This window comes from Bacteroides gallinarum DSM 18171 = JCM 13658, from assembly GCF_000374365.1.
In the GTDB taxonomy this organism is placed as follows: domain Bacteria; phylum Bacteroidota; class Bacteroidia; order Bacteroidales; family Bacteroidaceae; genus Bacteroides; species Bacteroides gallinarum.
The window spans coordinates 69,776-78,306 of the sequence record NZ_KB894136.1 but is presented as its reverse complement, the minus strand read 5'-3'; the positions used below and the strand labels follow the sequence as shown (position 1 = coordinate 78,306).

Here is an 8,531-nt window from a genome sequence, read left to right as displayed (position 1 = left end):
CGGCATGTGGGAGAAGACAAGGTGACAATGGACTTTGCCTTCTTTGCCATAGCTTTTAATATCAAAAAGATGTGTGCAAAAATGCGAAAAGCAGGAAAGGGACTTATTACATTTGCTAAATCTATGCTTATTGGGCTGTTTATAAACCGCTACAAGTGGAAGATGGCAACTTCTTACCAAATGAATGAGAAAAAAGCAGCATAAGCAAAAGAAAAGATAGTAGGACTATAAATCATAAAAAAAGGTTGTGCCAACGTTTTGACACAACCCCCTGACGTATCATTTTATGTGGAAATTTCTGTCTCCGATTTTCGAAGCATTTAAGCCAATGAGCATATTTTGCGATAGAGCAGGAATAACAGTACTGCTCCGGCAATCAGTAAGGATTTAGGGTTGAGTTCGGTAACTCCGCTTTGGGCTGCGGCGGTAAGTAGCTCGCGAAGCGTATCCAACACCAGCTGCACGCCGTCGAGGACAAAGAACAGCACTAATGCCAGGGTGAAACAAAACGTAACCCATAGTTGCGAAATCCGACGGGTATGGTCGGGCAAATGGCGCATTACACGGCGCGTGAAGCCGTTATCCGCTATTTCGTGCCGGTTCTCGGCAAAGAACCCGGCTAAGAGTTTATCATCATTTTCTGTCATAACCATTTTGTTTTAAGTAGGTAGCCATTTTTTCTTTTGCCCGCGACAGGTGACTTTTTACGGTTCCTGCGGGGCAGCCGGTAATACCTGCAATCTTCTCGATACTTTGGTCTTCCATGTAAAAGAGCGTGATGCAGGTTCGTTCCATTTCTTTCAACATGCCCAGTGCACGGTAAATGTCCATGTGCTGTCCTATGTCTTTCTGCTGCGTACTGCATTGAGCGTCTACTTGGCGCGTTTCCAGGCAGTCTGTCTCTTTGCAAGTGCGAAGATAGTCATAAAAAACATTATAAGCAATACGATAGAGCCAGGTGGAAAAGCTTGACAAGTTTTTAAATGATGCCAGGTTGGTATATGCTTTAATGAATGTGTCTTGCGCCAGGTCGTCGCTCAGTTCGCTGTCGCCGCAGGTCAGATGCAGGAAGAAGCGCCGCACGGGCGACTGGTACTTTCTCACCAACCGGTCGAAGGCCCTGGTGTTGCGGAACACCACGACCTGTGCGACTAACGATATGTCATTGAGTTGACTCATTTTTCTTCGTGCTTTTCCGAAAGGCTTGTTTCGGCTGTATCGGTTTTGATATTGCTTTTTGAGTTTTTGCTCTGTTGTGTATAGAAGATAACGAGTTGTCCGAATCCGGTGAACATAACAAGCAGGCCGATACTGCCGAGCCCGAACTCCCCGGTAATAGCCCAAAGGAAAATGAAAAGCCCGATACCTACAAATATGTTTTTGATTCCTTTGCTGCGGATATCTGCCGAATCAGCTTCCGTAAATAAGTTCTCCGGCAGCGGTTGGCCGCTCGCCAATGCCTGTTCGACCAAGCGGTATTTGGCTTTCCGGTTCTTATAGCGGAAGAAGAAAACGATGAATACGATAACCAGCGGCAAGCCGAATACGAACACGATAGCTGTAATGGCAATGGCTGCTTCTTTGGCATCATGTCCGAGATTCCAGTCGAAATCGTAGGCACTGCTGCGGTGTTTGTAACCGTTGTCGCTTTCAGGGCTGCTGTCGGTACTGCTTTCGTATGTCATGACGCTCAGCGTGTCCGTAACGGTTTTCCCGTTAATCATGGTGTCTTTTACCTCTATGACTCTTTGCTTGTTGCCCAGGCTGTCGTTTTCTATTATGGTCCTGGTCTTACCCTGCACCAATGTGCAGAGCATCATGGCTGTCATTAATGCAAAAATGATACGTTTCATAATCATGGTGTTTTTTTGTTTTATTAGTTTCTTTGTGTGTTAGACGTATCTGATTCCTTAGAAAGTTGCAAAGAGACAATATTTTTTTAGAATAGTTGCGGTTTACGCGAAAAATTTTACGGTAATGTAATATTGGGTGGGGCGTATATAGCAATATGTAGGTATTCCGACATTTTATGGAATATTATATGGAAAGGCTCTTCTTTCTCGTAACAAGAACCCTTATCTTCTCACTTCATTTGAAATAAGCAGTTATTTGGGAGAAGTTGCGGAAGATAATGAAACTCTTTCTTCCTTTGTTGTTCATAATTTATTTGGGAGGAATTACTCTGTTTACCCATTCGCATGTGGTGAACGGGGTGATTATTGTACACTCTCATCCGTTTAAGGAAGAACATGAGCATACGGAAGTACAGTTGGAAACTATTTTTTATCTTTCTTCCTTTATCACTTCTTCGGTTCCGTAATTTCCGGCTGCCGTACCAGTCTTTTTATTCTTGTTGTGCTCACAGAGAATACAGGCGGTAGAATGTACCAAGTGTGCCAAACCCCGCAGCAGCGTCGGCCTGCGTGCCCCGTTCTTACTTTGCCGGAGTAAAAATAAGCTATTAAGCAGTTGCGGGTAGTTCCTCGTCTCGCCTTTTTATGTTACCTTTGCCGGCATAAAATAGTACGATACATGGAATTACCCGTTTCTTTCGCAGACTATACCCGTGCCCTTTTGGGAGATGAGGACTATACGGGCTTAGTAACTTCCTTAGAGTCGGAACAGCCTGTCAGTATCCGGCTGAATCTGTCGAAACCTTTTGCTTTCCAGTCCCCGCAGGATAGGGTTCCCTGGTGTACTTCCGGTTTTTACCTTGAAGAACGCCCGACATTCACTTTTGACCCCTTGTTCCATGCAGGTTGTTATTATGTACAGGAGGCGTCTTCTATGTTTGTGGAACAGGCGTTGAGGCAGTATATGGATGAGGAGCCGGTTGTGATGCTCGACCTTTGCGCCGCTCCGGGCGGCAAGTCGACGCATGTCCGTAGCATGCTTCCTGAAAACAGTTTGCTGGTAGCCAACGAGGTTATTCGCAACCGTGCCCAGATACTTGCGGAAAACCTGACTAAATGGGGGCATCCCGGTGTGGTGGTTACTAATAGTGCTCCGTCGGACTTTACACCGCTGGAAGATTTTTTCGATATAATATTGGCCGATGTGCCCTGTTCCGGCGAGGGTATGTTCCGCAAAGACCCTGTTGCCGTAAGCGAATGGAGCTTGGAGAATGTGGAAATATGCTGGCAGCGGCAGCGAAGAATTATTTCGGATATCTGGCCTTGTCTGAAACCGGGCGGCATCCTGATATATAGCACTTGTACCTATAATACGAAAGAAAATGAAGAGAATATCCGTTGGATTAGGGATGAATTCGGGGCGGAAGTGCTTCCGCTCGATGTTGCGGAAGATTGGAATATAACGGGTAACTTATTGAAGGGGGAATGTTTCCCGGTCTATCGTTTCTTGCCTTATAAGACAAGGGGTGAAGGCTTCTTTCTGGCTGTTCTCCGGAAGCCGGGAACGGGTGTCCGTAAGTCCGGGGGTGAGCAAGTGTTTGCCCTGGGGAAAGCTGCTGAAACGCCGGGGGTGAGGAATGAAAATTCCAGGAAAAAGGGTAGGAAAGTCCAGGGAAAAGGAATGAAAACTCCGGGGCTTTCCAAAGAACAGCTTTCGGCATTGCAGGAATGGGTGCTTGCCCCGGATAAGTATGAGTTTATTTTGAAAGACGGTAATGTCAGTGTTTTCCCTGCGTGTTACTTTACAGAGTTATCGGTATTGCAGCCGGTATTGCGCGTTGTACAGGCAGGATTGGAGATTGCCGGACAGAAAGGCAAGGATTGGCTTCCTTCTCATGCGCTGGCTGTGAGCCAAGTGCTGGCATCCGATGTTTTTCCCCGTGAAGAAGTGGCCTATGAGCAGGCTGTGGCTTATTTACGCAAAGAGGCTGTCAACCTTTCGGATGCAGCCCCTCGTGGAGTGGTTTTACTTACATATAAGAGTATTCCTCTCGGTTTTGTTAAGAATATCGGTAACCGTGCCAATAACCTTTACCCGCAGGAATGGCGCATCCGCAGCGGTTACCTGCCGGAAACGGTGAAAACGTTGACCGCTGCCCTCTAACTGCGTTAGAGCTTGCTTTTGTATATCCGTGCCATTGCTTTCTGGTATTGATTTTCCAGTTGCAAGAGATTTGTTTTGCTTTGGTAAACGACCGAAACCTCGACGAAGTACTCTATCATACTGATTTGTCCGCCTACAAGAGCTTGTTTTAGCAAGGTTAAATCTTGCTGGTCTTGAAAGGCCTGCTTGTATTCCTGCATGGAGGCATTCAGGTTGCGGGCTTCTTCATAAGACTGCCATAACTCGGAACTCGCTTTTACTTTTGCATTGTCTTTCTGGAAGTCGATGTTCATGGCCTGTGCTTTGGCTATCTTTACTTTTCCTTTATTGGCGAACAGGGGGAAAGAGAAGCCTACGACAACACCGTTCAGCGGATGTCCCGATTCCGTGTTACGGCGGTAGCCTAACTCCAGTTTCGGCAGCCAGCCTTGTTTGCTTGCCGAAATAAGTTTGCGGGCTGCCGCACTCTCGTTGTCGAATGATTGCAGGGAAGGGTCGGCGGCCAGTAACTCGTCGCATACCTGATAGAAATCGGCGGGTAGCGGAACCGGGGGATAATCTGTCAGACCTAGTGTCTTGGCGGTAGGTGTTGCCGGACCTTCGGGAAAAGGACGTCCGGGGGTAAGCGGCTGGTTGCCGTTGAGTGCTGTCAACTCCTTTATCTTATTGCTCAAAGCTGTACGGTTCATACGCGATTCGGTACGTACATTCAGTAGTTCCAGGTTTATTTTATTTGTTTCCAATGCATTGGCATCGCCTGTTTCCAGCCGTTTGGCATACATGGCAGAGAGCTCCTCGGCATTCTTCAACCGGGCATCGAGCAATTCCTGCTGCTGCTGCAACATAATGATGTCCAGGCATATCTCTTTGGCTTGCAGCAGTATTTGTTGACGCATGGTTGCCGCCTGTGCATCCAGCGCTCCGGTTTTGAGGCGGTTCATCTTCCCTCTTGTTATGTATAGGGTAGGGAAATCGAAACTTTGGGAAACAACCATTTCACCTACGGTTTCATCACTGTTTCTGGAATCCCAGAGATGGGCATACGAAAGAGTGGGGTCCGGCAGGTTGTTCTCTGCCTTGCTCTCTAACTTCTGTGAGGAGATAAGCTGGGCATTGGCTTGCAGTTCCTTATTGTTCGCTTCTATCTGGCGAAGTACGGAGTCGATGCCTGTATCTTGTGCACCCGCCCCCATGCAGGCGAGGAGGGCGACGGCGCTGAGTATCGATATTCGTTTGTTCATTTCTTTTTTGCTTTTAAGGGTTTGCGGTAAATCGTTGGGTTGTCATTTCTTTCTGTGTATCATCAGATAAACAATCGGAATGATGAAACCATTCAGGAAAGTGGAAGTCAACAGTCCTCCCAAAATAACTTTCGCCATGGGGCTTTGTATCTCGTTGCCGGGCAAGTCGCCGCTGAGTGCCAGCGGAATCAATGCGAGCGCACTGGACAATGCCGTCATCAGGATAGGGTTCAGACGGTCCAGCGAACCGCGTATCACGCTGTCGTACACTCCATAGCCTTCTTCCTGTTGCAAATGGTTGTAATGGCTGATAAGCAGCATACCGTTTCGGGTGGCGATACCGAACAGCGAGATGAAACCGATGATAGCGGGAATACTGACTTCTCCCGTTGTAATGAGCAGGGCGAATACGCCGCCAATCAATGCCAAAGGCAGGTTGATAAGGATAATTGCACTTTCCTTTACGCTGCGGAATTCATGGTACAGCAGCAGGAATATCACTACGATAGACATGAATGAGGTCAGTGCCAGGGTACGGCTTGCCGCCTGCTCGCTTTCGAACTGGCCGCCGTATTCGATGTGGTAGCCTTCGGGCAGCTCGATTTGCTTGTCTACGCGTTTTTGTATGTCGTTTACTACGCTGCGCAGGTCGCGGTCGGCAACGTTGGCGGAGATTACGATTTTCCGTTTTACATTCTCGCGGCTGATTGTGTTCGGTCCCATTGCCGAGCGGATGTCCGCAACATAGTTCAACGGTACTTTTTGTCCGTCACCCGTATCAATCATCAAATTGCGTATTTTCTCCGTCTCGTCCCGCAAGTCGTCCTTTACGCGTACGGTGAGGTCGAAGCTTTTTCCTTTTTCGTACACTTGAGATACGGATTCACCGGCAAGGCATACGTTGACGAATTCTGAAAATTCCGGCAGTGAAATGCCGTATTTGGCGAGTACTTCCCGTTTGGGCGAGATGATGAGCTGCGGGCGTTCAATCTGCTGCTCCACATTCAAATCGGCAATGCCGGGAATATCCTGAATGGTGTTTTTGATTTCATTGCCGAGAGAGAACATACGGTTGAGGTCGTCGCCGAACAGCTTAATGGCTATGTTGGCTTTCGTACCGGACAACATGGCATCGATGCGGTGGCTGATAGGTTGCCCGATTTCCACATTGGCGCCAACAATCGTTCCTAACTTCTCGCGCACATCGGCTACCAGCTCGCTGCGCGAACGGTCTTTCAGTTCGAAGGGAGCTTCGATTTCCGAGACATTTACGCCTAAGGCGTGTTCGTCCAACTCGGCGCGTCCTGTCTTACGGGCTACGGTTTGTATTTCGGGGATAGAAAGTAACAGCTCTTCGGCACGGTGTCCCATTTTGTCGCTTTCTTCCAATGAGATACCCGGCAAGGAAGATATATTGATAGTGAACGAGCCTTCATTAAAGGGCGGCAGGAAAGAACGTCCCAGTGTAAAGAAGCAGGCGAGCGCTACTGCAAACAGACCGATAGTTCCGCCCAATACGGACTTTTTATGTCCTAATACGAAAGTGAGCGCCGTGCCGTACCACTCTTTCATTTTACGTGCTACCGGCGAATCGCCGGTGGAGCGTTTTCCGTCTTTTATTTTTTCTCTGCCCAACAGGTAGGAGCACAGTACGGGTGTCACCGTCAGCGCCACGATTGTGGAAGCTGCCAATGCCACGATGAATGCAATACCCAGAGGAACCAGCATCCTGCCTTCCATACCGCTCAGGAAGAACAGCGGAACGAAACTTACCACGATGATAAGTGTAGAATTCAGGATAGGCATACGCACTTCTTTAGAAGCATTGAATACGACTTCCAGTATCGACAGGCGCTCTGCTTCCGGTTTCAACCGGTTTTCCCGCAGTCGTTTGTACACGTTCTCCACATCGACAATGGCGTCGTCTACCAACGAACCGATAGCGATAGCCATACCGCCGAGGCTCATTGTGTTAATCGTAAATCCCATATAGTGCAATGCCAACAGCGAGGTTATCAGCGACAAGGGAAGCGTAACCAGCGAGATGATTGTAGTACGTACGTTGGCAAGGAACAGGAACAGGACGATAACGACGAAAATTCCCCCTTCGAACAGCGATTTCTGTACATTGCCGATAGAGCTTTCTATGAAGCGGCTTTGCCTGAAGATATCCGTACTGACTTTTACATCGGGGGGCAGGTTCTTCTGTAAATCCTTTAAGGATGCTTCCAGCTTGTCGGTCAATTCGAGAGTACTTGTGGCAGGTTGTTTGGTTACGGTCAGCAATACAGCCGGTTTGCCGCGTTCGGAAGCTGTGCCCAGTTTCGGGAGTTTAGCCCCGATACGTACGTCTGCGATATCTTCCAGCAAGACGGGGGCGCTGGGAGACGAGGCTTGGGAACTGGAAAGCTGGGAGCTGCCGTCTTGCGGTTTGACTACGGCCTTTGCCAGTTGCTCCACCCGGTCGGTGGATAGTACGCCGCGTACGATGTATTCGTTTCCGTATTCATAGAGTACTCCGCCGTTGGCGTTCAGATTCATTTCGCGCGTAACATTCATTACTTCGGTAAGGGATACACCGTAATGGCGCATCCGTTCCGGGTCGAGCTGTATCTGGTATTCTTTGATATCGCCGCCCAATACGGCAACTTGTGCCACACCGCCGGTAGAAAGCAGGCGCGGGCGGATAGTCCAGTCGGCTATGGTACGCAGGTCGAGCATGGACGTCGAGTCTGCGGTAAGTCCTACAATCAGCATCTCACCCAGAATGGATGATTGTGGGCCGAGTGTCGGCTTACCTACGTTGGAGGGAAGGGATTCGCTCACAACCGCCAGTTTCTCGCTGACGATTTGACGTGCCAGGTAGACGTCCGTTTCCCAGTCGAACTCAACCCATACGACGGAAAATCCGTTTGTGGAGGAGGAACGTACGCGGCGGACTCCGGTCGCACCGTTTACGGCAGTCTCTACGGGAAAGGTAACCAGTTGTTCCACCTCTTCGGCTGCCATACCGTTGGCCTCGGTCATGATAACTACGGTAGGCGCATTCAGGTCGGGAAATACATCCACTTCCGTATGCATTGCGGTGTATGTGCCGCCAATCAACAGCAGTACCGATGCCACCAGCACCAGTATGCGGTTCTGAAGAGAGAAATGTATAATCTTGTTTAACACGATGATATATTTACTATTTGACTACTTGTGATTTGTTATTCGATACTCTGCCTGTTTACTGCTTGACTTGTCTGCGATTTCGTCCATTAGCTTGCATTG

6 protein-coding genes and 2 pseudogenes are annotated in these 8,531 nt (G+C 48.6%); 3 read left to right on the top strand and 5 right to left on the bottom strand.

All coding sequences use genetic code 11. The annotated features are described in order from the left end of the window. Positions 1-204, top strand: a pseudogene (locus C233_RS23680) (IS5/IS1182 family transposase); the annotation flags it as partial. A gap of 116 nt (positions 205-320) precedes the next feature. Here the strand turns inward: C233_RS23680 and C233_RS0113240 are convergent. Genes C233_RS0113240 through C233_RS0113230 form a run of 3 tightly spaced genes read right to left on the bottom strand, consistent with a single transcriptional unit; the run spans position 321 to position 1,859 of the window. Further along, on the bottom strand, positions 321-647 hold the full coding sequence (locus tag C233_RS0113240) for a DUF5056 domain-containing protein (RefSeq protein ID WP_018668053.1): 327 nt from the start codon (positions 645-647) through the stop codon (positions 321-323). Then, positions 634-1,179, bottom strand: coding sequence for an RNA polymerase sigma factor (locus C233_RS0113235; protein ID WP_018668052.1), 546 nt, complete (start codon positions 1,177-1,179; stop codon positions 634-636). Before C233_RS0113235 ends, C233_RS0113240 begins: the two co-directional genes overlap by 14 nt. Then, a complete protein-coding gene (locus tag C233_RS0113230; RefSeq protein WP_018668051.1) occupies positions 1,176-1,859 on the bottom strand; it encodes a DUF6249 domain-containing protein in 684 nt (227 codons plus the stop codon). Before C233_RS0113230 ends, C233_RS0113235 begins: the two co-directional genes overlap by 4 nt. 272 nt (positions 1,860-2,131) lie before the next feature. Here C233_RS0113230 and C233_RS24855 point away from each other — a divergent pair. Together C233_RS24855 and C233_RS0113220 are read left to right on the top strand one after the other, a co-directional pair. Continuing rightward, positions 2,132-2,479, top strand: a pseudogene (locus C233_RS24855) (hypothetical protein). Between the two features lie 53 nt (positions 2,480-2,532). Further along, positions 2,533-4,017 carry a methyltransferase RsmF C-terminal domain-like protein gene (locus C233_RS0113220; RefSeq protein WP_018668049.1) on the top strand — a complete coding sequence of 495 codons (1,485 nt, stop codon included), beginning with the start codon at positions 2,533-2,535 and terminating at the stop codon, positions 4,015-4,017. Positions 4,018-4,022: 5 nt separating this feature from the next. On the opposite strand, the gene C233_RS0113215 is transcribed toward C233_RS0113220, so the two are convergent. Both C233_RS0113215 and C233_RS0113210 read right to left on the bottom strand, forming a co-directional pair. After that, positions 4,023-5,258, bottom strand: coding sequence for a TolC family protein (locus C233_RS0113215; protein WP_025068825.1), 1,236 nt, complete (start codon positions 5,256-5,258; stop codon positions 4,023-4,025). A gap of 42 nt (positions 5,259-5,300) precedes the next feature. Then, positions 5,301-8,432, bottom strand: coding sequence for an efflux RND transporter permease subunit (locus C233_RS0113210; RefSeq protein ID WP_018668047.1), 3,132 nt, complete (start codon positions 8,430-8,432; stop codon positions 5,301-5,303). Positions 8,433-8,531: the final 99 nt, after the last annotated feature.

Bases quoted from the DNA above. Each gene is read 5' to 3' on its own strand.
- C233_RS0113220 (WP_018668049.1), top strand. From the start codon at position 2,533: ATGGAATTACCCGTTTCTTTCGCAGACTATACCCGTGCCCTTTTGGGA.
- C233_RS0113230 (WP_018668051.1), bottom strand. From the start codon at position 1,859: ATGATTATGAAACGTATCATTTTTGCATTAATGACAGCCATGATGCTC.
- C233_RS0113235 (WP_018668052.1), bottom strand. From the start codon at position 1,179: ATGAGTCAACTCAATGACATATCGTTAGTCGCACAGGTCGTGGTGTTC.
- C233_RS0113215 (WP_025068825.1), bottom strand. From the start codon at position 5,258: ATGAACAAACGAATATCGATACTCAGCGCCGTCGCCCTCCTCGCCTGC.
- C233_RS0113240 (WP_018668053.1), bottom strand. From the start codon at position 647: ATGACAGAAAATGATGATAAACTCTTAGCCGGGTTCTTTGCCGAGAAC.